This window comes from Vibrio sp. 10N.239.312.C11 (assembly GCF_041466065.1).
GTDB classification, from domain to species: Bacteria; Pseudomonadota; Gammaproteobacteria; order Enterobacterales; family Vibrionaceae; genus Vibrio; species Vibrio tasmaniensis_A.
The window spans coordinates 56,214-79,809 of record NZ_JBFSRZ010000008.1; the positions used below are offsets into that span (position 1 = coordinate 56,214).

Sequence of the window (23,596 nt, forward strand, 5' to 3'; positions counted from 1 at the left end):
CAGCGGCTATGCCGCTGGCATTTTATTATTGAGTGAAATTTGCTTCGAAATAGGCACTAAATGCTCAGAACTGTCGAATAAAATAGGGCATACTGGACGCAATATATAGACCAAAGAAAGTAACCACGCGCATGAATCCAATCTGCCTCAACGACCCTTTTTCTCTTCCTAATGGCCAAGTGATCAAAAATCGCCTGTTCAAATCGGCAATGAGTGAACAGCTAGGTGATAAACATCATAACCCTAAGCAAGGTTTAGTCACGCTTTACCAGCGTTGGGCTCAAGGAGGAATTGGCCTATCCATGACGGGCAACGTGATGGTCGATAGAGGTGCGCTTGGTGAACCTAAAAACGTTGTGTTGGATGAGCAAAGTGACTTAAGCGTATTTCGTGAGTGGGCGAAGGCTGGAACACAAAATGGTTCGCAGATATGGATGCAATTGAACCACCCAGGAAAGCAAATTCCTAAATTCTTATGTGATAGCCCCGTTGCTCCTTCGGCGATCTCTTTAGAGCGCGGGTTAGAGAAAGGCTTCAATACGCCACGAGCTCTGATTGAGACGGAAATAATCGCAATCATTGATAAATTCGCGCTGAGTGCAAAGCTTTCAAAACAAGCAGGCTTTACTGGCGTGCAGATTCACGGTGCTCATGGTTATCTCGTGAGTCAGTTTTTGTCTTCGAGACACAATCAACGCCAAGACAAATGGGGTGGCTCACTCGAAAACAGACTTCGTTTTGTGCTTGAGGTTTATCGCGCGATTCGAAAAGAGGTCGGTGAAGATTTCCCTGTCGGAATTAAGCTCAACAGCGCCGACTTCATGAAAGGTGGCTTCACTGAAGAAGAGTCGATGCAGGTTGTGCAAACACTGAGTGATAACGGTATCGACCTGATTGAGATCTCTGGCGGCACCTATGAAAGTCCATCAATGATGGGTTCAAAGAGCAAAGCTGAATCAATCAAGTCCAGCACGGTAAAGCGTGAAGCGTATTTTATGGATTACATGGTGAAGGCGAGAAAGCTTGTGAGCACTCCGCTGGTGGTCACGGGTGGTTTTCGAACCGCGCAAGCAATGAATGAAGCATTAAACACCTCGGCGACCGATTTTATTGGTATTGCGCGCACAATGGCGGTTGATCCAGATTTCCCTAACAAGTTAATTGAAAACCCTAGCCACGGTATGCCGCTAACGGTGCCAACCACAGGAAAGCCCGCTTTAGACAGGATGGCGATGGTCGGGCTGGTTTGGTATGAACATCAAATGTGGCGCATCGCCTCTGGCAAGAATACCGACCCTAAACTAAGCGCATTAAGTGTGGTGGTAAAAACAATTCTCAGCGCCGGCTGGCACGCTTTCAAGAAGCGCAGAGCGTAAGCAGTCATGGATTGTTAAATCAGAACTTTAAGGAATTGAAGTTCTGCTTTTTTCTATGATGATTTATTGTTTAGTTTGTCTAGAGAGTAAGAAAGAGTTAAAGATCGTTAAGCGAATCAATCGTCAAATGAGCCATAATGAGAGAGATATTCGCTAAGTTAGCTTTTATCGCCAGACGGCTAAATATCTCCCTGACCAAACTTTAATGACAGGTAACTATGAAACAATTGGATCTCAATTTAATCCGCGTTTTTCTGGTTTTGCTAGAAACCAAAAATACTCGCATTGCTGGCAATAAATTGGCGCTGAGTCAGCCCGCAGTGAGTAAAGCACTAGGGCGATTGAGAGAATACTTTGATGACGAATTGTTTACTCGTGTCCATTCCGGTTTGAAGCCAACTCCACGTGCGTTAGAGCTTGGTGAACGGCTGCCAATGATCATGGAAAGCTTGGACGACGTGATTCTTGAAACCCCAAGCTTTGACCCTGCCGAGTATCAAGGCAACATCACGATTGCAATTAACGGTTTTATCTCGAACTGGCTTGGTGCGCGTTTATGCCTTGGTCTCATTCAAGAAGCGCCCAATGCTCAAGTCAATATTGTTAATTGGGGCTCTCAAACGCTGAAAAAATTGTTGGATGGCGAGATACAAGCAGCTATCAACTTTTCTCCAATCGACACGAATAAGCAGTTTACCCATCAGATTATCGGTGAGGATGACTTTGTCGGGTTGGTTAAAACCGGCCATCCATTAGCTGGCAAAGTGATTTCACAGCAAGAGATAGATGAAGCGGAATACGCGAGTTTGGTGATACCGGGGTGGAATGATATTCAGCCTTATATCGCCAAGCATTTGTCGACAGAGCAGCTTAAAGTGAAAGCAAGAAGCTCGTATTTGCACACGCTATTAGAGGTCATTAAACAAAGTGACATGATTCTACCGTGTTCCAAGCAGCTTGCTCTTTATCTTAATGAAGAGTTCGATTATCTCTCTTTTCCTGATTATGCACCGGAAGAGCTCAAAAAAATCGTGCTGGTGGAATCTCATAACAAGAGAATGCACCCGATGAATCAATGGCTTAAGCGAAAAATTATCACTACCTCCCAAACCATCATAAAAGAAAAGCAATAAGCCTCTCAAATGAGAGGCTAGGTTATTGTTAGTAGCTGTTATTGTTAGCAGCTGTTATTGCCAGTTAATTAACACTAATCACTCGCAACTCAGTCGTTATTCCCCGCTATTGAGCAGTGACCTGTGGGAAGTTGTGCATCTCACCTGATGCTACCGCTTCATCACTAGGACGGTATGCACGAACCGCAAAGTTCCAGCCATCATCGTTTACTTCAATTACGTTATTTGCAGCGTCACAGGTTTGCCCTTTTGGCGCAAAGTGGATCGTGTAAGAACCGTCTTTATTGGGTGTTGATGTCGTTGAATCAGCACTGTTGTTGTTCGTCATCAACCAGCCTTGGCTTGAATAGGCCGTAATTGACCAATAACCGCCTTCGTCATAACGTAATGAGGGTGCTTCAAACGTGATGTTTGCACATTCTGTTTTACCTGTGCCCGCTCGTGATGTATACACAGCATGCTCTGCCGGCATACCAGCCCAACCCACCGCAGTACCAATCATAAACTGCTTGTTATCTGATGTTGCTGTGATGTTTGGTGTGAAGGCTTCTTCTGTCTTGATGTCATTAACTAGCTTCTCCCATTTTGCTCGGACGTTATCTCGAGATGCATCATCCCAATCTGAAGCAGGTTCAAAAGGCTTAGCTGATTTCGCATTAATGACCGCCGCATCTTGCAGTCGATGCGCTTCATCTGCGCCAGCACTTGTTGCAGTTCGCATCAGTATGTAGATGTAGTCTGAACCTGCGATTTCTGAGTCGATGTAAATTTCTTCGCCACCATAAATGGCCATGTGGTTATCATGATTGTTATTGAAGATATGCATGATCTGGTACGCATCGCCTTTCGCCAGTTTGAATGTTGCGCCTTCTGAGACATCGACAACCGCGGTTGAATAGAGCAGGTCGGTGTTAGAGCGGATAATCATTTGGTTCTCTACCGTTACGTTTTCGCGATTATGCTCAAAAACATTAACCGGTTGATGCTCTAACTGTTGAGTGAAGTAAAGGTCGCTTTCTGCACGAGCGAAGTTTTCGTCGGTTACTTCAACTGCTGCCATTGTTTGCATTGATGTGATGGTAATCAGTGTTGCTAAAATGGTCTTTTTCATATCGTTTACCTTGAGGTCGTCATTAGGAGATGACACTAATGTATCGGTTTGGTGGTGATTCTAAAAATGAATTGATGTTATTTATGTAATAACCAAAAGGAATCGGAAGGCTGGTTTTTGTGAAGCTTAGAGAGAGTTGTGACTGTTTTTTGTTCGTTTGGTGAAAGTTTTTTGCACAGAGACTGGTCGTTAGTTAATGAAGCGATGCTTTGTTCATTAACTAAGGCTTTATCGGCAGGTAAGGCTTTAGTTAATGACTGAGGTATCCGCGCTTTTAAGCACTATGCTTTAGTCATGACTAAAAGAGGATTAATTATGAAATGGCTTATCTTATCTGTAACGCTATTGTTCGTGGCAGGATGCCAATCGACAGGCTCTGACACGTCTTCACATGATCAAATGAATCGAGTTCATTCTGGTGGTTGTAGCAGCTAATCCTTTTTTGAAAATACTTTTTAGCTGCTGTTATTATCATTTCTGTCACTGTTCTTATAAAGAACTCACTTCTACAAAGCCTTGCGATTACGTGAGGCTTTCTTCTATGTAAAACAACGCATCCCTGCCGATTTATGTTGTAAATTTGTGAATCTGAACTGTCTATATTCTAGGCTGTGTACTGGATCTCATTTGTTATTTGAGTCCCTTGCTAAGGTAAATAATGAATGTGTACTACCAATCACTTTACTCAACTTAAGAGGTTTCTATGCTAGGTGAAAATCACTCTCTTGTTCACGAATTTCCTGAAATGAAAGACAAAATTGCTGAGCTTGCTAAAACTGACGATGGCTTTGCAGCAGATATGAAGACATACGACAACCTTGATAAAGAGATTCGTAAACTAGAGCTGAAAGATTCACCCATTGATGACGGCTCGATGCACCAATTGAAACATGATCGTTCTGAGCTTAAAGATTTACTGCATGCTCGTTTAACGGGCTAGTGAGTTGGTAATTTTGCTGACTAGCTAAATGGCGAATTACAGACTTAGACAAAAACTCCTTCGGGAGTTTTTTTTCGTTTCTGCATTCCAGTCTCTATCTGAACGCATAAGAATATTTGGATACAAGAAACCGTAGATATAGACAAACTCAGTTAGCACTAAGGTTTTGTAAATAGGGTGGATATAAAAAAGCTTAGCGCGGGGGACGCTAAGCTTCGTTGTTAAGTATGTTCTTGAACCATGCTTAGGCTGGTGGGGTTAGCCTACTTGAGAAAAGCTCACTACCTTGCTTTGTAGTTTCTCTTTCAGGTAATCCGTTACTGCTTGCTGCTCTGATTCACTCATGTACAGGCCAAGCTTGGTTCTGCGCCACAAGATGTCTTCGTCTGTCATCGCCATCTCTTCATTGATCAAGTAATCGATTTCAACTTGATAAACGCCATGTGCCTCGCTTGAGAATTGAATGCCAAGGTCAGCTTCGCTATTTGCGCCTTCCAGTAGTTTCCACGTGTAAGTACCGAATTGAGTCACGTAACGAAGCAATAGCGCTTCAGATGCCCAAGGGTATTTAGTGTGGATCATCTTCGCAAGCTGCTCTCTGCTGCAACTAAAGTTACCGCCTGGAAGCGTGTCGTTCGCTGTCCATGGTGCACCCATGTTGGTTAGGTGTGGCTCAAGCTTCTTAAGTGCCGCTTCGCCGAGCTTACGATAAGTGGTCAACTTGCCACCGAAGATCGAAAGCAGTGGCGCTTGATCGAGCTCTGCGTCCAATTCCAATGTGTAGTCACGAGTGATCGCTTGTGGGGAATCCGATTCGTCGTCACAAAGCGGTCTTACGCCACTGTATGTCCAAACCACGTCTTCACGACCAAGCTGTTTAACAAAGTGCTGGTTAACGATATCAATCAAGTAATCCACTTCGACATCATCAATTGCGACGTTACGTGGGTCGCCTTTGTATTCAAGGTCGGTAGTACCGATGATCGAGAATTTATCTAGGTAAGGGATCATGAACACAATGCGATTGTCTTTGTTTTGCAGAATGTACGCTTGTGGCTCGTCATGAATGCGTGGCACAACAATGTGTGAGCCTTTGATCAGACGAATATTACGAGGCGAAGCCTGCTCTAATCCATCATCAAAGAACTGTTTAACCCAAGGACCGGCTGCGTTAACAAGCGCTTTTGCTTTGCGTTCAAAGCGTTGGTTTGTCATCACATCAAGGATCGTTACATGCCAAACACCACCTTCGCGGTGCGCTTTTTCAACACGGCAGTAGTTACGTACTTCTGCGTTGTTTTCTTTTGCTGCCAACACGTTGAGCAATACCATACGAGCATCATCAACCCAGCAATCTGAGTATTCGAAGCCTGTCTTCATTTCTGGTTTCAGTAGGCCCGATTTCGCTAGGTTGACTGTCTTACTTCCAGGAAGAGTGGTGCGCTTACCCAAGTTATCGTAAAGGAATAGGCCACAGCGAATCATCCAAGCTGGGCGTAAAAATGGTCGATGAGGTAAACGGAAACGCATTGGCTGAGCAACGTGAGGCGCTTTTCTTAACAAGACTTCACGTTCAGCGAGTGCTTCCGAAACCAAACGAAATTCGTAATGTTCAAGGTAGCGTAGGCCACCGTGGATAAGCTTTGAGCTAGCAGAAGACGTCGCAGATGCGAAATCATTTGCTTCGTATAAGCCAACGTTTAGACCACGACCTGCTGCATCTGCCGCGATGCCTGCACCATTGATGCCGCCGCCAATCACGAGCAAGTCTAAAGTGGAAGATGTACTGTTGTTTGAATTATTTTGTTTAGCACTCATGGTTTTGACCTCTTCTGAGCAAACGAGCATTTTAGAACATAATTGAATCCTATATGAACTTTCGTTTGCGGTCATTTATTATTTTCGTTTATGCGCGTTTTATGTGATTTGGGTATAAAAAAACCTCTGCTTATGAAAGCAGAGGTTCAAATAAGTCTAATTCGAGCATAGAAGCGACAGTGACAGCGAGCAAGTTTTACTTTTTTAACTTTTCTATAAAGAATCGTGATTCATTATAGAAAGTGGCTCACCGAGCACTTATGTGAGTTATTCGCTCATAGGACGAGCGGTATCGATCACTTCTAATGGTATTGCGGAATCTTTAAGGATGTTGAGAATCTCTTCTGGTGGCTGCTTATTAGTAAACACCATGTGGGCTTGAGAGATATTACCGAGCTTAACCATCGCGTTACGACCAAACTTTGTGTGGTCGACGGCTAAGAAGATACTGCGGCTGTTTTCGATGATGGCTTGTTTCACACGAACTTCGTGGTAGTCAAAATCGAGCAGTGAGCCATCAAAGTCGATGCCACTGATGCCCAAGATTCCGAAATCAAGGCGGAACTGCTTCACGAAATCGAGTGTCGCTTCACCCACTATGCCGCCGTCGCGGTTTCTTACTTCACCGCCCGCCAAGATAACCTTGATCTCAGGGTTCGGCAGAAGGATGCTCGCAACGTTAATGTTGTTGGTCACAACTCGTAGCTGCTTATGATTCTTGTTGAGTGCGCGAGCAACCGATTCAGGTGTGGTTCCGATATCAACGAACAAGGTTGCGCCATCTGGGATATGTTTAACCAGCTCGTCGGCGATCACGTCTTTTTCGTTGAAGTTAAGCGCTTTACGCGTGTTATAAGAGGTGTTTTCCGAGCTTAAAGGAATGGTTGCACCACCGTGATAGCGACGGATTTTGTTGCTATCGGCCAGTTCATTGAGGTCTCGTCTGATGGTTTGTGGGCTGACATCGAACTTTTCAACGAGCTCTTCGGTACTCACATATCCTTGTGTTTTTACCAGGTCTACAATCTGCTGGTGTCTTGGTATCTGCTTCACTTAACTTACCACTCCCTGCGCGCAAAGGGCTCTAGCGCGTCAAAATCGAAAATATAAACTCACGCTATTGTGCTCGAATTGATGAAAAGAGAGAAGTAATGATGGTAAGGAATCATGTCTAAACCGCAAAAACGCTGCTCAAAACATGGAATTTGAGCCCGAAACGCAAAAAAGAGCACAAAATAGTGCTCTTTTTAGTTTCGTTTGCTGAGGTTCGAACAATCTAGTCGATTAGATTACTCGAGTTCCTAGGTCAGCGGCTAATGATTAACGATTAGCTGAATAATCAGTATTACTCTTCGTCGTCATCGTGCAGTTCAGACCAAACCTGTGCACACTTGATAGCACGCTTCCAACCTTTGTAACGGCGGTTACGCTTCTCTTCGTCGTGGTGTGGCATGAAGGTACGGTTAAGAACGGCTTTGTCTTGAAGCTCGTCAATGCTGTCCCAGAAACCAACCGCTAGGCCAGCAAGGTAAGCGGCACCAAGAGCCGTTACTTCTGTTACTTCCGGGCGGTGAACTTCAGTATCCAGCACGTCTGATTGGAATTGCATTAGGAAGTTGTTCGCTACTGCGCCGCCATCAACACGTAGTTTCGCTAGCTTGATGCCTGAATCCGCTTGCATCGCGTCTAGTACGTCACGCGTTTGGTAAGCAATGCCTTCCAGCGTTGCACGGATGATGTGGTTAGAGTTAACACCACGAGTTAGGCCGACAATCGTACCGCGAGCATAAGCATCCCAGTAGGGTGCGCCTAAACCAGTAAACGCAGGGACTACGTAAACGCCGTTTGAAGAATCTACTTTGGTTGCGAAGTACTCAGAGTCTTCTGCGCCAGCCAGTAGCTTCATTTCATCACGTAGCCATTGGATTGATGCGCCGCCCATGAATACTGCACCTTCAAGTGCGTATGCAGGCTCACCTTTAGGACCACATGCTAGCGTTGTTAGTAGGCCATTCTTTGATGTTACTTTCTCTTGGCCTGTGTTCATTAGAAGGAAACAACCTGTGCCGTAAGTGTTCTTAGCTTGGCCTGCTTCTACACACATTTGACCGTAAAGTGCAGCTTGTTGGTCACCCGCAATACCCGCGATTGGGATACGAGTACCGCCTTTACCACCAAGGTTCGTTTGACCGTAAACCTCAGAAGAGCGCTTCACTTCAGGCATCATGATTGCTGGAATGCCCATTTCATCAAGTAGCTTCTGATCCCAGCATAGGTCGTTGATGTTGAACAACATAGTACGTGACGCGTTGGTGTAATCCGTAACGTGTACACGTCCTTGAGTCATTTTCCAAACCAACCAAGTATCAACTGTACCGAACAGTAATTTGCCAGCTTCAGCGTCTTCGCGAGCGCCTTCAACGTTGTCTAGAATCCATTTTACTTTGGTACCTGAGAAATACGGGTCAAGGACTAAGCCAGTATTGTCACGTACGTAGTCTTCTAGGCCACGCGCCTTTAGGTCTTCACAGATGTCTGCAGTACGGCGACACTGCCATACGATTGCGTTATAAACAGGCTTGCCTGTCTCTTTGTTCCAAACAATGGTGGTTTCACGTTGGTTCGTGATACCAATGCCCGCTAGCTCATCGCTGCGGATGCCTGCTTTAGCAAGAGCTTCAACCAATGTAGAGCTTTGAGTCGCCCAGATTTCCATTGGATCGTGCTCAACCCAACCTGCTTTCGGGTAAATCTGAGTGAATTCTCTTTGAGAAGAGCTAACGATGTTTGCATCGTGGTCGAGGATTACAGCGCGAGAACTTGTAGTGCCTTGGTCTAGGGCAACAATGTATTTTTGCTCGGTCATGGTAAGAATCCTTTTTCTTTCGTTATTTATATTTTAGTAAATGTAAGGTCGCTTAGGGATTAAGCTTGAGCTTGTTCAGCTTCTTCTTCTGTTTCACATTGGTTTGGAATTGTGCAGCCTTGGCCTTCTACTGGTAGGTAAGCACCGATAACACGTGGGTACAACCAACCACCAAAACACGCACCAGCAATTGGAGCAAGAATTGGAACGATGAAGTAAGGAATATCACGAGCACCGCTTAGTGCGAAATCCCAACCTGCAAAGTAAGCGAACAGTTTTGGTCCAAAGTCACGAGCAGGGTTCATTGCAAAGCCCGTCAGTGGACCTAAAGAACCACCGATAACCGCGATAAGAATACCGATCAGTAGAGGGTTCATTGCACCACGAGATGCGCCGTTGTTCTCATCACCTAACGCTAAAATGGCAAACATCAACACTGCAGTAATCACGAATTCCACAGCAAAAGCGCCGAAGAAAGAAAGTGAAGCATGTGGGTAAGTCGAGAAGATACCAGCAGTTGATAGTGCGTCTTGGCTGCTACGAACGAAGTTATGTGCGATTTCGTAGTCAGTAAATAGGTTGCTGTACAGGCTGTAAACCAATGCTGCAGAGCAGAAAGCGCCAAGCAGTTGCGAAATGATGTAAGGCACCACTTTCGCTTTATCGAAGCCATGGAACATGGCCAGTGCAATCGTTACGGCTGGGTTGATGTGCGCGCCTGAAACGCCGGCAGTACAGTAAATTGCAATCGCAACACCGAAGCCCCAGATGATGCTGATTTCCCATTGTCCGAATGTCGCACCAGTTAATACCAGAGCGGCCACACAGCCAACGCCAAAGAATATGAGTAATCCTGTACCGATAAATTCAGCCAAGCATTGCCCAAATAAAGAAGGGTGTTTGTTTGTTGTCATGTTCGAGTCCTTTTTAGTTTTGCTTATCTAGCACGTGTATTGTGCATACATTTGCGAACTCGAAAATAAACGAACATCAAAAGTGAGCGTTTGAGCATAAAATTGTTAATTAAAGTCACTTGAAATGTTAATCCGAACACTTTTGCTCGAAAAAGATGCTCGCATGAACGTCATTGCTCGAATTGATAGGTTGCGAAGCCGCTCAAACTACCTATATGTAAATGAATGCGCAACTGGTACGAGGAGTTTATGTTTGGATTTGTGATGCTACTTCGTGAGTGGCGGATTATTAGACTTAATTAGGGAGGGCTGTGTGATGTTTTTGCTATGTAACAAGGGCGTTAACAAATGAGCTTATATGCATAAATGAATAAACTGCCAACTATGTTGTAGTTTGGCAGTTTTCATTTGGGTGTATGTTCTTGTTATACGAGACGAACTTACCGCTCTAAACCAGAGCTGCAACTTTTCCTTTCGAAACCAATTGAGCTCGGATTGAGTCATACGCCCAATTGAACGCAATCGCGTAAAGTACGAAGAAAATAACTAGGCCGATGTCCATTACTAGTACAGTCCAGAAATCGAGTTGAAGTACCCACATTAGTAGCGGGAACGTCACCAGCATCAAACCCAGTTCGAAACCTAAGCCGTGCAGAATACGTGTTTTTTTGGTTCGTTTGTTGCGGTCAGCACCGTAAATCTTGTCGTAACCGTAGTTGTAGACGTAGTTCCACGTCATCGCAATCAGCGACAAAGACAGCGCCAAGCCTGCCATTTTTACTGCTCCGCCCCCAACAATGTAAGTTGCCGCCACGGCCATCAAAATCAAAGCTGCTAATTCAAATAGCACCATGTGCAACATGCGTTCTTTATGTGACATTTTTCTAACTCTCTTTACGATTAAATAGCCGCCGATGGGCTAATGACTTGGCTAGATAATATCTAGTTAAGTGATAATATAAAGATAGTTAGCATCATATATAGTGATAGTAAGTTTTGGGAGAAACCAAATGTACAACATTGAACAGCTGAAAATGTTTGTGTATGCCGTTGAATTAGGGTCATTTTCTGCCAGTGCTCGCGAGTTAGGTAAGGTGCAGTCGGCGGTGAGCCAAGGCATCAGTAATCTTGAAATAGATTTTAATGTTGAGCTTTTTGATCGTTCGACTCGAAAGCCTTCACTAACCAAAGCGGGCGAGCAGTTATTTAAACAGGTGAAAGCGATCGTGCTTCAGGTTGAAGATCTGAATGTGACGGTTAACGCGATGGGTAGCGGTGAAGAGGGGCTCATCAAAATTGCATTAGATGATTCATTACTGGTTCCGAACTTATCTAAGATCCTTAGTCAGTTCAGTCAACAATTCCCTGCTACTGAAGTTGAACTGGTTGCGTGTACCACAACAGAGGTCAATCCGTTAATTATCGAAGAGAGAGCCGACATTGGATTGATGTTTACCAACTTGGCTTTTGATGTCGGTTCTGAGCCATGCTTTATCGGTCACTTACCGTTTATTGCTGTGTGTCATCCAAGGCATGCGCTCGCAAAAACAGGTGTGGCGAAACTCACTGACTTACTCCCGCATCGTCAGTTAATGTTGAGGGGAGACAAAGGCAAGGTGATGGATCAGTTTCCGCTGATTGCCGGAAAGGTATGGTGGTCAAACAGCTTTATTGTGATCAAAGAGATGGTACTTGGCAGCGATATTGGCTGGGCATACTTACCCAAGCACCTTGTCGAAGAGGAGCTGAATAAGCAGCGTTTAGTGGAGATTAATGTCTCATTCGATCACAAAACGTGGTCGCCGCCCGTTGATCTTGTTCTGTCTAAAACACGCTCTAAAGGTCCTGCATTACTTTGGCTTGAACAAGCATTGAAAGGCTTATTAGACGAAACTGAATAAAGAAAAGGCTCACCGTTTAACGTGTGAGCCTTTCTGTTTCAAGTGATACTGCTTTTTGTGAGTGCTAGATGTAGATCCTAGACGCTAGGTTTAACCGTCTGACCGTTGTAGTACTTGTCTTTCATCTTAAGCGCCACGTTCACTAGGTAAATCAACACAGGTACTTCAATCAGTGGACCGATAACACCGGCAAACGCTTGGTCTGAGTTGATACCGAATACTGAGATAGCAACGGCAATCGCTAGCTCGAAGTTGTTACCTGTCGCTGTGAATGCAATTGAAGCGTTCTTGTCGTATTCAATACCCATCTTCTTACCAATGAAGAAGCTGATGAAGAACATCGCTGTGAAGTAGATAGTCAGTGGAACCGCAATCAACAATACGTCCATTGGCAGCTCTACAATCATCTCGCCTTTTAGGCTGAACATCAGAACGATAGTCGCCAATAGCGCAATCAGTGTGATTGGCGAGATGCGTGGAATGAACACATCGTTGTACCACTGCTCGCCTTTCATCGACACCAGGATCTTACGGCTTAGGAAGCCCGCTAGGAATGGGATTCCTAGGTAGATAAGAACACTGTGTGCAATATCGATCATCGAGATATCAACCATCATGCCTTCGTAACCAAATACTGGTGGAAGAACGCTGATGAATAGCCACGCCATAAAGCTGTAGCTCACCACTTGGAATGCACTGTTTAGAGCAACCAATGCCGCGCCATACTCTTTGTTACCGCCGCCGATGTCGTTCCAAACCAGAACCATCGCCACACAACGAGCAAGACCAATCAGAATCACGCCGACCATGTAACCTGGGTGGTCACCTAAGAATGTTAGCGCCAACACAAACATCAGAATTGGGCCAACAAGCCAGTTCATGATCAAAGATAGTTTGATGGCTTTCTTATCTTTGACCACAGTGCCTAATAGGTTGTAGTTAACCTTAGCCAGAGGTGGGTACATCATTAAGATAAGGCCAATTGCCAGTGGAATGTTGGTGGTACCAACCGACATAGATTCGTTCCACTGCTCGATCTGTGGGAATAGGATGCCAAGCAGTACACCAAGACCCATGGCAATAAAGATCCACAGCGTTAAGTAGCGATCTAGAAAACCTAATTTTGGCTTCATGATACTTTCTCTTTGGTTGATATCGTTAATCGTCGAAAAACGATATTGGGAAGCAAAAAAATACGCTTAATTTATTCCGTATTCGACAAACTAAGCGCGATAAATCTATTTCAAAATAGTGTCGATTAGCGTCTCAAATTGCTGAATATTATCTCGATTAATGCGGTAGCACATCTTCGGTGGTATCGATTCAGCAGTGATGAAACCAGAGGTTTTCAAGATTCTTAGGTGCTCTGATACTGTCGATTGCGCCAAACCTAATTCACTAACCAAGTCACTGTTCAAACAGCCGCCCGATTTTTCTAGCGTTGAAAGGATACTCAATATACGAACTCTTGCCGGGTGAGCGAGCGCTTTGGCCAGAGCTGCCATTTGCGTTTCAGCTTCGGTATCACCATGTCCGATTGGTAGAGCACAGCCACCAGTTGTAGGGCAAGTTTCGTTCATATTGATGTTTCGCTTTCCATAATCGTTAAAAGACGATTGATGGTAGGCCTATTTCTTTTATTGGTCAATGCGAAATTTATAAGTCGCCTTAAATTGGCATCTCAGAACAATGGTTTTAGTTAAGCTTGATATTCGATTTTTATCTGTTTTTGCCTTCTTATTGCGCATAAACAAGATCTTAGATTTAAACAGAGAAATCGACCGAAAAGCATTGCATTCACTGGCTACTCTAGCGATATAATCGAAGGCAGAACCGTTACACAAGATAACGAAAAATCATAATTTACACTTTAATCTTTACTTATAGGTAAGCCCTGAAATGCCACAACAGAACATCAAATTTATCGCTGCTGATATGGACGGCACTCTTCTTAATGAACACGGAAAGTTAGACCCAGAATTCTTTAATCTTTATGAGCGACTAGAAGCTCAAGACATCATTTTTGCTGCGGCATCGGGTCGTCAGTATTACAGCCTGATGGAAACATTTTCTCCGCTAAAAGATCGCATGATGTTCGTTGCTGAAAACGGCACATTAGTGATGCACAAAGGGCAAGAGCTCTACAGCTGCTTACTTGATACTGATGCCATCAAAGACATCATCAAAGAAGCGCGTGCGATTGAAGGTGCACACGTTGTACTTTGTGGTAAAAAGTCTGCATACATTGAAACCAAAGATGAACGTGCTTTAGCGGAGATCTCTAAGTACTACCATCGCCGTGAGCAAGTAGAAGACTTACTGGCGGTAGAAGACGATTTCATCAAGGTGGCTATCTGTCACTTCGACGGTTCACAAGAGAAAGTGAACCCAACTATTGATGCCAAATTCGGTGAGAACTACCAAGTGGTTGTCAGTGCAAAAATTTGGTTGGATGTGATGAACGCTGAAGCGTCAAAGGTGCGGCGATTAAACATCTACAGAACACTTTAGGTTTCACTTACGAGCAGACCATGAGCTTTGGTGACTACCTCAATGACTTGGAAATGCTTAAAGAGAGCTACCACTCTTACGCGATGGAAAACGCACATCCAAAGTTAAAAGAGATTGCGCGTTTTGGCGCGCCAAGTAACGTTGATGCGGGTGTGTTCCAAGTGCTTGAGAAGTTGCTAGCGTAACGCTCTTAAGCTCCAACAGATTTTTATCAAAGCCAACTCGTGAACATGAGTTGGCTTTTTTGTTCGTTAATGTTGAACTTAGTTAAATTTGAACGATTGTTCAGCTTGTTGTAGTCTGAAGATAAATTGGATGCCTGCTTATACAGCGGACATGCCTTATCAATGATCATTTGGAATGACGATGAGCAAGAAACTTCAACTTGATATTATTTCTGACGTAATGTGCCCTTGGTGCGTAGTCGGCTACAAAAATCTAGAGCAAGCCGTTTCAGAACTTGGCTTAGCAGAGCAAATTGAACTTGAATGGCAGCCGTTTGAGCTGAATCCCGATATGCCGCAAGAGGGTGAAAACCTGCGTGACCATATCATGAGAAAATACGGCTCTAGCGCAGAAGAGAGTCAAAGTTCACGCGAACAGCTTGCGGCGCGTGGCAAAGCGGTTGGTTTCGATTTCAATTTCTATGACAGCATGAGAATGGTCAATTCACGTCACCTGCATGTGCTGCTCGATTTCGCGTTGGCGCATGGCAAACAGACTGAGTTAAAGCTACGCTTCTTTACTGCTCATTTTTCAGAGCAGAAAGATCTATCTGATCTTGAGGTTATCGCGCAAGAACTTGAAGCAGTTGGGCTAGATTCAACGAAGGCATTGAAACGCCTAAAGAACATCGATAACTTGAAGCAAATTGAAGCGCAAGAGTTTGAATGGCAACGCATGGGGATATCTGCGGTTCCTACCGTGGTATTCAATCGCAAGAGTGCAGTCACTGGTGCGCAGACGGTAGAAACATACAAGCAAATTCTTCAAGAGCTTATTGCTGAATCATAAGCCGATTATTGGTATCAATTAGAGTCTGAATTTCATGGAATCACTGTCACTCGCTCAAGCGCAAAAAATTGTACTGCTTTCGCAAAAATTGCCGCCCAAAAAGCAACGCAATGGAGGCACTTTGGCGAACACGCTGTCTGCGATTGAAAACCTTGGATATGTGCAAATTGATACCATCTCTGTGATTCAGCGAGCTCACCATCATACGCTGTGGAATCGTAATCAAGACTACAAGCTTGATCATCTGGATAAGCTGTTAGAGCGTCGAGAAGTGTTTGAGTATTGGTCGCACGCCGCCGCGTATTTACCCATGCGTGACTACCGTTTCAGCTTGCATCGAAAGAACGGGTTTGCGAGCGGTAAGCTTAAGCATTGGTATAAAAAGGATGATGCACTGATGGCTCATGTTCTCAAACGTATTGAGAATGAAGGGCCATTGATGGCGAAAGATTTTGAAGGGGATAGGCCAAACCCCGGCGGATGGGGCGGTAAACCTGCCAAACAGGCACTAGAGACTTTGTTTATGCAAGGTGACTTAATGGTGCCGAGCCGAATGAACTTCCATAAGGTGTATGACCTAACCGAGCGAGTTTTGCCGAGTGGTATTGATACCTCAGAACCAACGGAACAAGAGTACATCGAGCATCTAATTACGCGTTATTTAGAAGCCAATGGTGTGGGAATCGCATCGGAAATGAGTTATCTGCTCAAGAACACAAAACCTCTGATTCAGAAAACACTCCAGCGGATGCTTGAAGATAAGCAGTTGATGAAAGTAGATATTCAAGGATCGGATTATTATGTGTTGCCTAATGCGTTTGAACTGCTGAATCAGCCTCTTTCTCGAACTAAATTAAAGATACTGTCTCCGTTTGATAACCTGTTGATTCAACGTAAGCGAATGCAATCACTGTTCAACTTTGATTATCTTCTTGAGTGTTATGTACCTGAAGCTAAGCGTCAGTTTGGCTATTTTAGCTTACCGATTTTGTGGCAAGGTGGGCTGGTGGCACGAATGGATTGCAAAGTTGATAGAAAGAGTGGTTTGCTCAATATTCGTAACTTGGTTGTGGAAGACAGGATCAAAAACCATGAGTCGTTGGTTCATGCTTTATGCGATGAACTAAAACACTTCATGGTGTTCAACCAATGTGATGAGATGATCGTCCATAACACCACGCCCTCTGATCTTGGCAAGTGCTTGATGAGCCATTGGCAAACAGTCTAGCGGTTTTGTTGTTAAAAAAACTCTTCGTTACTTAGAAGCCTCTTTGCTAATTCGTCAGCGCTTAGTTACTCAGAAAGAGTGGCTAACAAGAATTCGACAAAGGTTCGGTTCTTCAACGACAGTTGCTTGGTTTTGTAGAGCAAGTGAATCGGCTTAGGGAAAGGTGCCATGCCGGGCAAGATCTCCAATAGCATTCCACGCTCAATTTCTTCTGCGACTAAGATAGTCGGCTGTAACAACACGCCTACGCCTTGAAGGGCTGCATATCGCAACACATCACCATTATTCGACATCAAGCGCACACGCTCTTTATTCGGTGTGGTGTGAGGGGCTTGGCTGCTGTAACTGAATCCAAGCGATGGGTGCTGCGCCAAGTCTTCTAGTACTCTGATTTCAGCATGTTGGTTTAGGTAAGCGGGCGCGGCGCAATAACACATCTCATAATCCCCTAAATACCTTGCGACCAAGCTTGAATCGGACAGGTCGCCAATTCGCACAATCAGGTCAATGTCGGATGAATAAGGGTCGACAAGGTCATTATTCAACATCAGCTCAACGTTGATGGTTGGGTGATGTGCGAGAAATTTGGCCACGATAGGGGCGAGCACCTTGTTTCCATAGGTAACTGGGCAGTTAATTTTTACCGTGCCTTGTGGTTGGTTTTCCAAGGTTTGAATCAGGTTCTCTGCATTGCTGATGTCTTCGAGAATTCGTTTACATTCTCGATAATAAAGCTGCCCTGAATCGGTTAACGATTGCTTACGCGTGGTGCGGTGGATCAGTTGAGAGTTGAGGCTCGATTCAAGGTGGTGGACAAGTTGAAGTGGTTGGCGGCGCTACGAAAGCTGCCTTGCTCGACCACGTAAACGAAGACCTTCATACTGGTTAACTTGTCCATTAAACACTCTTGATTGATAAACAATAAACAAAAGGTGAGTTTATCAATTATTAGGGGTTAATTATATTAATGGCAAACCGATAATTAACTAAAATAAGAGCGTGAAATGCCTCAGACGAATGAAACCATCTTTGTTACTGCAGAACTTAAGATCAAAACTAACATCGAGCGAGCTGTTGCGGTCGAAGCCATCGAACAGTTTTGTTTAGACATGCAAAGCGAGCCGGGCTGCTTACAAGCGATAGCAAGCTATGATCAAAACCAAAGCGATCGTGTGATTTTGCTTGAGCAATACGCTAACCGTGAAGCGATCAATCAGCACTTTGTGATGCCTCATACCCAAGCGTTTATTGAGCGTGATATAACGGAATTAGTACAAGCATTTGAAACGTAACGTGGACCTATCAAAACACAAGAGCAGGAGATCTAAGTCATGAAATGGGGAATCCTAGGAACCAGCTTTATCTCAGGCGTAATGGCGGATGCGATCAAAGGCGATGCTCAAAGCGAGCTGTATGCCGTCGTTGGTCGTACTGAAAAAACACTTAACGAGTTTGCAGCCCAATATCAACCAACACGAACCTTCAACTGCTATGAAGCCCTGATTGAAGATGAGTCAGTCGACATTATCTATATTGCTCTACCAAATCACGTTCACCACGAATACGTGATTAAAGCGGCTCAAAAAGGCAAAGCGATTCTGTGTGAAAAATCGTTATCGGTTGATATGGAAAAAACCGAACAAGCTCTGCAAGCGGTAAAAGAAGCGGGCGTATTCTTCGCTGAAGGTTTGATGTACTTAAACCATCCATTGATTGCCAAGCTTCATCAAGAATTAGCTATTGGTGAAGTGCGCTCAATTCAAGGTTCCTACGTTGCTGCAATTGACCAGTTCGTGAATCCTGCGAGCAAAGGCGCGCTATACAACTTAGGTTGTTACCCAATGTCGCTGATTCATTCTGTTGCGCAACAACAGTTTGGTGAAAGTGTGTTTGATGACGTGCAGATCTCAGCAATCGGTCGACGAGGCCAAGATGGTAATATCTGTGAATCGTCGGCGATGATGCGCTTCAACGACCGCTTCACCGCGCAAATTCATACTGCAGAAGACCATGGCTTAAAGCATGGCTTCACGATTCTAGGCAGCAAAGGTTGTATTACACTCGACACCAACCCATGGCTACCGACCGAAGACAATACATTCACGGTTGAGATCTATGAAACATCGACACGTGAAGTGAAAGTCGAAGCGCAAGGCGATGGCTTCCATTATCAAGTGCGTAATATTCGCCAAGCGGTTGAGCGAGGTGAAACACAACTTACTGCACCAATGGTGACTCACCAAGACTCTCGCGTAATCATGAAGTTACTGACTGATTGGGAACAAGTGGCGAGCTAAGATCTTCGTAAATTCTATATTCGGCTCATGTTTGATTGCCTCGTCAGTGATCAAGCATGAGGCGTTTCCTCTATATCTTCGAGTCGATTCTTCCCAATAAATACTTTGCATTTGAAACAGCCACAGTGTCCAATGTCGGTTAAGACAACATTGACCGAAAAACCTTATTTTTTAAGGTGTTAAATAGGATGCTTACTTCATGCGTAAATCAGATAAGAAGATCGAAAATCAAATCAGAGACGTGTTAACGGACGTTTGTGAAGACACGTTAAAAGGCTTCGATGGTTTTCTGTGGGTGACTCATACGGTCAATTTCTCTTCATTCCCGCAAAGTTTGAAAATCGTCTGCGTATTCGATACCAATCAGGATAGAACGAACTTTTTAGAGGGGGGGGGTCAGCAGAGTGCCTCTCGGGCTATCCAACAAGCGTTCAATCAAGTTGGGATTCAACTGAAGAATATCGATAAGCATGTTAGCTACGATACACAAGAAAATTGCGACCGCGACCATCAAGGGAAGTGGTTCAATAGACTTTAAGAAGCTTTCGTAAGAGTCTTTATTGGTTCGTTAACGAAAGAACGAAAGCCTACGCGAGGTAGGCTTTGTTACTGAATTTTATTTGTTATTTAATTGCGGTGCAGAAGCTAACGTTTGAATGCTGAGTTTGTGGATCGTAGCTGTGGTAAAGCTCAAAGCAAGGGCGGTCTTCGGTTTCTATGCCGGACTCTATGACCTTACTCATCAGGTCGTCCCACGCTTTAGCGTATTGGCTTAGCTCGGTGATGGTTTGGCGCATCACTGCATATTGTCCGCCGGGAAAATCTTTTAATTCTATTCCATTTGGCACTTCAGTGTCGTCTGAAACCATCAAGCAGATGTCGGTACGGCATTTATCGTTCGGCGTGATTTCTGGATTGTCATGATAGATAAAGATGCAGCTGTTACCTGCTAATCCTTTCATTTCAGCCCACTGATAAAGACGACCGCTTGGTTCTTCATAACCCTGTCCATAGGGGCCTGTCACTCGTACATACGCTAGTTTTGACGGTTCGAATTGTTGCGTTTTCATTGTCCTACTCCATGTTGTTGGTTCGGAGTCAGTATATGAATTGCCTGCGGTTGCTGCGTTTCCATTCTTGCGCAACGTGTGTCCAATCTTGCTATTTCGCGTCAACTCAGAAAACGCTTGGTAATCTTCACAATCACGAAATGCCGTAGGAGTTACTCCAAAGTGCTGTTTGAATGCTTTGGCCAAGCTTTGCGAGGACGAGAAACCATATTCCAGAGCGATATTCAGGACAGATTGCTTGGATTTGAAAAGATCATCAGCTGCGGATTCAAGCCTCAGTCGCCTGATGAAATCAGCAAGCGTCTCGCCTTGAACGGCTTTAAAAGTGCGATGAAAATGGTAGGGTGGAAAGTTGGCTAACGCCGCGACTTCGATTAGGTTGAGTGGCTCGTTAAAGTGTTTCTCTAAATAGCGGACAACGGGAATCAGCCGCTTATGATAGTCAACGTACATTACTTTATTTACCACTCTCTGTTGTCATCGTTCTTGTTTAGATCACCGAGACTAGCTTATCTAAGTTGAGTTTCAATAGAGGAGCCTTGAAACTGAGATTAGATGCGTTAATCCAATCATCTCGTTATGTTTCTCTATCTACTAACGCGATTATTTAACCTCAAAATTAGGTCGTGTTTGTATTGAAGCCGTCATTTCCCCCTTAAGCTGGCGGTAGTTTCAGATTGTCTTCGTTCGGGTATTTGATGGCACACTTAAATGCTCGTTGAACCGGGTGGCTTAACGCTTGAACTATGAACTTTTCTAGACGATACTTTTTTCGTACATTGCCCCCCCAAAAAAAAGTTGATGTTTAATATGTTGATTTTAAAGGAAGTATTTTGAATGGCAATGGTGTCGATTAGGAAGTTTGAATCATGAAAATTTACATTTCTGGGCTGCTCACACTCATTCCTTCATATTTAATCACCGGCTATTCTTTTGCTGTTGGTACAGCGATTGTACTGCCAGGGCAACATGAATCCGGCGCTGATCTTTCGGGCTCCCCAATGTCTGCGAATGCTGTCATTGATTGGGAAATTGCGAACAGTGACCTCGTATTTGGCTCTTATGCAGATAAAACCGACAATAAGCGAGCTACGACAATTGGGTATATGTATAACCAAAAAATGGAGCTCAATTCTGGTTGGTTGGAGAACGACCTTCGTAATAACGCAGAATCACATGGCGTTAATTTTGAAGACTTCTTTCTCCATTTTTCTGAAGATACAGTGCTCGCAGAAGTTGATAACACCCACGGTGAAAATACTCTCTTAAGTGGAAAGCCTATGATCTTGGGCTATACAGCCAGTGAAGACCATGCTGGCTTTTGGCTGTATCAAGAGCCTCCGTGGGATGCTGATGTGTTTGAGAATTTCGAACTGGGCGGGGCTTTGTATGTCTATCATGCTGAACAGTTCGAACGTCTGACCTTTAAGTTCTCACAGTTTGCTGTCAGCGGCGAATTCTGGATTGAATACCCAACAGCTATTGACTCTCACGGAAGGGTTTCACAGTGGGAAAGGCTCGATGTAAAGAAAGACAAAACGCTCAATATGACCAGAAACCAATCGGTGATTTGGAACCTTCCGGGTAACTGGGTAAGAGCCACAAATCATGATGGCAGTGGGGTGAGTTATGGTGGCGGCCAGTATTTTGGTTCAACCTTTTTGAGAGAGGGTGGCCGTTTATACGTTGTGAGAGTTCGTTGGCAAAGTGAGAACGCAGACGACAGGCCGCGGTTAAAAGAAGTAAAACTCAAAAGCAGCTTTCCAACCGTTAAGTTAACCGACGCTCCGACCACAACTCCGGATGGCAATGCTATCAGCCAATGGCGAAAAATTCGTGGCTTTGACGTGTCTGCAGACCTGAATGGCGATAACTACTTGTCGCCAAGCGAGTATCGAAATCGAACCAATAAGAATGCGACAGCGCGTTTTCGTTGGGAATCAAGAGTGGTGCCATTTGGTCGAATGTGGAGCACGAATTCATCTTGGTCGTTAACGAACGTCGCAAACGCGGATTATTTATCGGCCATTCATCGCTACTACAAGCAAAGTTGGGCAATCCAAGGTTTGAATGGTGCATACAACGACGATACAAATAAACTCATTGGCTCGAACCAGTTCTATGTCCATTCTGGCGGACATGTTCAAGAGTTAGGAGCTGTTGCGGGTTCAAATCAAGCGGATGCTCTCTACACGCAACAATTTTCAGCGTTTCTCAAAAATCTATCTGCTTTAGAAAGTGATGCGTCTATTGGGCTGAACATTGGTACGGCGAACTTGCTGGGTCGAAATGGGCAGTCTCATCTTAGCGAAGGCGGGTCTTTGTATCTGAGAGAGCATTACATTTTTCCGTCTACTGGATTTAGTGGTTACTCGGGGATCTCTAAATTCTGGGATAATTCTGCGCTCGCCTACAATGGAAAAGGAGTGATTTTTCAGGCGACAACGCGTTACGGGCGAGTCCAGTATCTAGGAAATAGTGAAGAGAATTGGAAGAAAGACCAATACTCGACCCTAGCGATTTACCACCTCAATCGACATGCTCAATACAGCTATTTTAATCAGTGGAACAATAGTTACGTCTATGGGAGTGATAACACGACTGCAGACATTTTCTGGCAAAGTGGTGTCCCTAAAAATATCGCTTATCAACCAAGTTCGTTATTAGCCGTTGATTTGGGAGAGCCGAGTCATCAGGTCCTACAGGGATTTGAGCCAATTCCTTTGATGCTGTCGACAACGACACCTCAGCTCGCTGATTACACCATCGTTGGTGATTCATCGATGAGTGAAGTGATGCATGCTGATCTGCCCAATGGTATGACTCATGTTCTACCGACGTTCACGTACTTTATGTATCAATCTAAAAATCTGGTGGCCGCTGGTGGCCCTGAAGATATGGTGTTAGCGAGAGAGTTCAGCAATGGTCGTGTGTTGTACCGCACGGATTTCCACGGTAAGAATTCGAGCTTTTATGAGGCAGAGAAGCTGATGATTGTATTGGACGTGCCGATGAAGCCTGTCGATGAAAACGGCAACATCGGAGAGTATGTGACTGAAATTCATATTGGCGGTTATGAAGGGCTGTTCTTGCTTTATTAGAATTATTTAGATAGACGAAGGGGATCATTTGATAGAGCAGGAGGCAGAAGGCTCTAGAAATTTTGCATATCGACTGATTGATGACTGAAGCCAATTGATTTTGCCGCATTTAGTAGAGCTTGTTGGGTCTTGAATACCCTTGGTTTCAGCTTTCGGTCGGACTCTAAGAAACTATTTATTCCCCATTTGCTGCTTAGAACCATCAAGTAATAGCCATCATTGTTTGGAGAGTTTACGGCAATTGCTGATTCTAAATCGCCACGTTTGAAATGCTCCTTAAATTCGCGTAATACCATATCAATATCCTTATTCGATG

General features: G+C 44.4%; 20 protein-coding genes and 2 pseudogenes. 11 read left to right on the forward strand and 11 right to left on the reverse strand.

Annotated elements, in window-relative coordinates:
- Positions 1 to 131 precede the first annotated feature (131 nt).
- Together AB6D07_RS05490 and AB6D07_RS05495 are read left to right on the forward strand one after the other, a co-directional pair.
- Positions 132 to 1,376, forward strand: coding sequence for an NADH:flavin oxidoreductase/NADH oxidase family protein (locus AB6D07_RS05490; RefSeq protein ID WP_017102289.1), 1,245 nt, complete (start codon positions 132 to 134; stop codon positions 1,374 to 1,376).
- A 218-nt stretch (positions 1,377 to 1,594) separates the two neighbouring features.
- On the forward strand, positions 1,595 to 2,509 hold the full coding sequence (locus tag AB6D07_RS05495) for a LysR family transcriptional regulator (RefSeq protein ID WP_017096308.1): 915 nt from the start codon (positions 1,595 to 1,597) through the stop codon (positions 2,507 to 2,509).
- A gap of 106 nt (positions 2,510 to 2,615) precedes the next feature.
- Here the strand turns inward: AB6D07_RS05495 and AB6D07_RS05500 are convergent, their stop codons facing one another.
- Complete coding sequence (locus AB6D07_RS05500) at positions 2,616 to 3,656, reverse strand: DUF1214 domain-containing protein (RefSeq protein WP_017096307.1); 1,041 nt, start codon at positions 3,654 to 3,656, stop codon at positions 2,616 to 2,618.
- Between the two features lie 667 nt (positions 3,657 to 4,323).
- Between AB6D07_RS05500 and AB6D07_RS05505 the strand changes: the two genes are divergently transcribed.
- Positions 4,324 to 4,560, forward strand: a complete 237-nt coding sequence (locus AB6D07_RS05505) for a YdcH family protein (protein ID WP_017060944.1) — start codon at positions 4,324 to 4,326, stop codon at positions 4,558 to 4,560.
- Positions 4,561 to 4,818: 258 nt separating this feature from the next.
- Here AB6D07_RS05505 and glpD read toward each other — a convergent pair whose 3' ends face one another.
- The 5 genes from glpD to AB6D07_RS05530 all read right to left on the reverse strand — a co-directional run bounded on the left by glpD (position 4,819) and on the right by AB6D07_RS05530 (position 11,038).
- Complete coding sequence (gene glpD / locus AB6D07_RS05510) at positions 4,819 to 6,378, reverse strand: glycerol-3-phosphate dehydrogenase (protein ID WP_029222800.1); 1,560 nt, start codon at positions 6,376 to 6,378, stop codon at positions 4,819 to 4,821.
- Between the two features lie 267 nt (positions 6,379 to 6,645).
- Positions 6,646 to 7,431, reverse strand: a complete 786-nt coding sequence (locus AB6D07_RS05515; RefSeq protein WP_017096306.1) for a DeoR/GlpR family transcriptional regulator — start codon at positions 7,429 to 7,431, stop codon at positions 6,646 to 6,648.
- Between the two features lie 292 nt (positions 7,432 to 7,723).
- Complete coding sequence (gene glpK, locus AB6D07_RS05520; protein ID WP_017082581.1) at positions 7,724 to 9,244, reverse strand: glycerol kinase GlpK; 1,521 nt, start codon at positions 9,242 to 9,244, stop codon at positions 7,724 to 7,726.
- 59 nt (positions 9,245 to 9,303) lie between these two features.
- Positions 9,304 to 10,158: an MIP/aquaporin family protein gene (locus tag AB6D07_RS05525; RefSeq protein WP_004732234.1), complete on the reverse strand. Its 855-nt coding sequence runs from the start codon at positions 10,156 to 10,158 to the stop codon at positions 9,304 to 9,306.
- 448 nt (positions 10,159 to 10,606) lie between these two features.
- On the reverse strand, positions 10,607 to 11,038 hold the full coding sequence (locus tag AB6D07_RS05530) for a PACE efflux transporter (RefSeq protein ID WP_017102291.1): 432 nt from the start codon (positions 11,036 to 11,038) through the stop codon (positions 10,607 to 10,609).
- 130 nt (positions 11,039 to 11,168) lie between these two features.
- Between AB6D07_RS05530 and AB6D07_RS05535 the strand changes: the two genes are divergently transcribed.
- Positions 11,169 to 12,059 carry a LysR family transcriptional regulator gene (locus tag AB6D07_RS05535; protein WP_017102292.1) on the forward strand — a complete coding sequence of 297 codons (891 nt, stop codon included), beginning with the start codon at positions 11,169 to 11,171 and terminating at the stop codon, positions 12,057 to 12,059.
- 77 nt (positions 12,060 to 12,136) lie between these two features.
- On the opposite strand, the gene arsB is transcribed toward AB6D07_RS05535, so the two are convergent.
- Both arsB and AB6D07_RS05545 read right to left on the reverse strand, forming a co-directional pair.
- Positions 12,137 to 13,192 (reverse strand): ACR3 family arsenite efflux transporter, encoded by a 1,056-nt coding sequence (gene arsB, locus AB6D07_RS05540; protein ID WP_017102293.1) that lies wholly within the window; start codon positions 13,190 to 13,192, stop codon positions 12,137 to 12,139.
- Positions 13,193 to 13,297: 105 nt separating this feature from the next.
- The gene (locus AB6D07_RS05545; protein ID WP_017102294.1) at positions 13,298 to 13,639 is read right to left on the reverse strand and encodes a helix-turn-helix transcriptional regulator; all 342 of its coding nucleotides are present in this window, start codon (positions 13,637 to 13,639) and stop codon (positions 13,298 to 13,300) included.
- A gap of 319 nt (positions 13,640 to 13,958) precedes the next feature.
- Between AB6D07_RS05545 and AB6D07_RS05550 the strand changes: the two are divergent.
- From AB6D07_RS05550 to AB6D07_RS05560, 3 genes and pseudogenes are all read left to right on the forward strand, one after another.
- Positions 13,959 to 14,755: pseudogene (locus tag AB6D07_RS05550) on the forward strand (Cof-type HAD-IIB family hydrolase).
- A 181-nt stretch (positions 14,756 to 14,936) separates the two neighbouring features.
- Entirely contained in the window at positions 14,937 to 15,584 is a 648-nt protein-coding gene (locus AB6D07_RS05555) for a DsbA family oxidoreductase (RefSeq protein WP_017102295.1), read from the forward strand.
- 34 nt (positions 15,585 to 15,618) lie between these two features.
- A complete protein-coding gene (locus tag AB6D07_RS05560; RefSeq protein WP_017102296.1) occupies positions 15,619 to 16,812 on the forward strand; it encodes a winged helix-turn-helix domain-containing protein in 1,194 nt (397 codons plus the stop codon).
- Positions 16,813 to 16,877: 65 nt separating this feature from the next.
- Here the strand turns inward: AB6D07_RS05560 and AB6D07_RS05565 are convergent.
- Positions 16,878 to 17,710, reverse strand: a pseudogene (locus AB6D07_RS05565) (LysR substrate-binding domain-containing protein).
- A gap of 106 nt (positions 17,711 to 17,816) precedes the next feature.
- On the opposite strand from AB6D07_RS05565, the gene AB6D07_RS05570 reads away from it, so the two are divergent.
- The 3 genes from AB6D07_RS05570 to AB6D07_RS05580 all read left to right on the forward strand — a co-directional run bounded on the left by AB6D07_RS05570 (position 17,817) and on the right by AB6D07_RS05580 (position 19,647).
- Positions 17,817 to 18,104, forward strand: coding sequence for a putative quinol monooxygenase (locus tag AB6D07_RS05570; protein WP_029222801.1), 288 nt, complete (start codon positions 17,817 to 17,819; stop codon positions 18,102 to 18,104).
- Between the two features lie 39 nt (positions 18,105 to 18,143).
- Positions 18,144 to 19,109, forward strand: a complete 966-nt coding sequence (locus AB6D07_RS05575; protein WP_017102297.1) for a Gfo/Idh/MocA family protein — start codon at positions 18,144 to 18,146, stop codon at positions 19,107 to 19,109.
- Between the two features lie 199 nt (positions 19,110 to 19,308).
- Positions 19,309 to 19,647, forward strand: coding sequence for a hypothetical protein (locus AB6D07_RS05580; protein ID WP_017102298.1), 339 nt, complete (start codon positions 19,309 to 19,311; stop codon positions 19,645 to 19,647).
- An 85-nt stretch (positions 19,648 to 19,732) separates the two neighbouring features.
- On the opposite strand, the gene AB6D07_RS05585 is transcribed toward AB6D07_RS05580, so the two are convergent.
- Positions 19,733 to 20,632, reverse strand: coding sequence for a GyrI-like domain-containing protein (locus AB6D07_RS05585; RefSeq protein WP_017102299.1), 900 nt, complete (start codon positions 20,630 to 20,632; stop codon positions 19,733 to 19,735).
- A gap of 416 nt (positions 20,633 to 21,048) precedes the next feature.
- Between AB6D07_RS05585 and AB6D07_RS05590 the strand changes: the two genes are divergently transcribed.
- Positions 21,049 to 23,280, forward strand: coding sequence for a hypothetical protein (locus AB6D07_RS05590; protein ID WP_017102300.1), 2,232 nt, complete (start codon positions 21,049 to 21,051; stop codon positions 23,278 to 23,280).
- Positions 23,281 to 23,333: 53 nt separating this feature from the next.
- On the opposite strand, the gene AB6D07_RS05595 is transcribed toward AB6D07_RS05590, so the two are convergent.
- Positions 23,334 to 23,576 carry a hypothetical protein gene (locus AB6D07_RS05595; RefSeq protein ID WP_009845904.1) on the reverse strand — a complete coding sequence of 81 codons (243 nt, stop codon included), beginning with the start codon at positions 23,574 to 23,576 and terminating at the stop codon, positions 23,334 to 23,336.
- Between the last annotated feature and the right edge of the window lie 20 nt (positions 23,577 to 23,596).

Bases quoted from the DNA above. Each gene is read 5' to 3' on its own strand.
- AB6D07_RS05490 (WP_017102289.1), top strand. From the start codon at position 132: ATGAATCCAATCTGCCTCAACGACCCTTTTTCTCTTCCTAATGGCCAA.
- AB6D07_RS05495 (WP_017096308.1), top strand. From the start codon at position 1,595: ATGAAACAATTGGATCTCAATTTAATCCGCGTTTTTCTGGTTTTGCTA.
- AB6D07_RS05505 (WP_017060944.1), top strand. From the start codon at position 4,324: ATGCTAGGTGAAAATCACTCTCTTGTTCACGAATTTCCTGAAATGAAA.
- glpD (WP_029222800.1), bottom strand. From the start codon at position 6,378: ATGAGTGCTAAACAAAATAATTCAAACAACAGTACATCTTCCACTTTA.
- glpK (WP_017082581.1), bottom strand. From the start codon at position 9,244: ATGACCGAGCAAAAATACATTGTTGCCCTAGACCAAGGCACTACAAGT.
- AB6D07_RS05525 (WP_004732234.1), bottom strand. From the start codon at position 10,158: ATGACAACAAACAAACACCCTTCTTTATTTGGGCAATGCTTGGCTGAA.
- AB6D07_RS05530 (WP_017102291.1), bottom strand. From the start codon at position 11,038: ATGTCACATAAAGAACGCATGTTGCACATGGTGCTATTTGAATTAGCA.
- AB6D07_RS05535 (WP_017102292.1), top strand. From the start codon at position 11,169: ATGTACAACATTGAACAGCTGAAAATGTTTGTGTATGCCGTTGAATTA.
- arsB (WP_017102293.1), bottom strand. From the start codon at position 13,192: ATGAAGCCAAAATTAGGTTTTCTAGATCGCTACTTAACGCTGTGGATC.
- AB6D07_RS05545 (WP_017102294.1), bottom strand. From the start codon at position 13,639: ATGAACGAAACTTGCCCTACAACTGGTGGCTGTGCTCTACCAATCGGA.
- AB6D07_RS05555 (WP_017102295.1), top strand. From the start codon at position 14,937: ATGAGCAAGAAACTTCAACTTGATATTATTTCTGACGTAATGTGCCCT.
- AB6D07_RS05560 (WP_017102296.1), top strand. From the start codon at position 15,619: ATGGAATCACTGTCACTCGCTCAAGCGCAAAAAATTGTACTGCTTTCG.
- AB6D07_RS05570 (WP_029222801.1), top strand. From the start codon at position 17,817: ATGCCTCAGACGAATGAAACCATCTTTGTTACTGCAGAACTTAAGATC.
- AB6D07_RS05575 (WP_017102297.1), top strand. From the start codon at position 18,144: ATGAAATGGGGAATCCTAGGAACCAGCTTTATCTCAGGCGTAATGGCG.
- AB6D07_RS05580 (WP_017102298.1), top strand. From the start codon at position 19,309: ATGCGTAAATCAGATAAGAAGATCGAAAATCAAATCAGAGACGTGTTA.
- AB6D07_RS05585 (WP_017102299.1), bottom strand. From the start codon at position 20,632: ATGTACGTTGACTATCATAAGCGGCTGATTCCCGTTGTCCGCTATTTA.
- AB6D07_RS05590 (WP_017102300.1), top strand. From the start codon at position 21,049: ATGAAAATTTACATTTCTGGGCTGCTCACACTCATTCCTTCATATTTA.
- AB6D07_RS05595 (WP_009845904.1), bottom strand. From the start codon at position 23,576: ATGGTATTACGCGAATTTAAGGAGCATTTCAAACGTGGCGATTTAGAA.